This is a genomic window from Tsukamurella sputi (genome assembly GCF_007858445.1).
Taxonomy (GTDB): domain Bacteria; phylum Actinomycetota; class Actinomycetes; order Mycobacteriales; family Mycobacteriaceae; genus Tsukamurella; species Tsukamurella sputi.
In genome coordinates, this window is record NZ_VIGV01000264.1 from 1 (window position 1) to 500 (window position 500).

General features: G+C 41.2%; 1 protein-coding gene. It reads right to left on the bottom strand.

Features of this window, described 5'->3' with window-relative positions; translation table 11 throughout:
* Nucleotides 1-188 precede the first annotated feature (188 nt).
* Nucleotides 189-500, bottom strand: a 312-nt coding sequence (gene rdgC / locus FK268_RS26325; protein ID WP_158636231.1) for a recombination-associated protein RdgC, incomplete at its 5' end; no start/stop codon positions are given.

The window sequence follows — 500 nt, forward strand, 5'->3', positions numbered from 1 at the left end:
TCTCGATCCGATAGAGCATGCCCTAATCTTCTCTCGCACTCGATATCACTCAATGGAAAACATTATATTACTTTAAATAGAGAAACATGCCTCAAAAGAGTGGTCATTTATGGTCTATTTTGATAAAAATCATCCAAATGTCGACCCAACTTCTCTATTTTTATCCTAAAAAGGATTAAATCCCCCACTTATGCCTGAGAGGTCGGGGTACTTTGATAGCAGAGATTATAAAGATCTGTTACAAGCTGACGAACAGTATCTACCAAGAGATAACCGTTAGATTGCGCTACGGCATTTTGATCATCACTTAACTCTAAGCGCTCCTGAAATTGATCAAGATAACGGACTCTCTTCAAAATAAAGTCCTCCGCGAGGGAGAAGGTGACAAGCTCCTGATAAGCAAGCCCTACTTTAGTGACACTCCACCCTTCTGAGATATTGAGTTCAATCTCTTTTGAATCTAACGGAATTCCACGATAGCGCGCGACACCTCCCTCCTC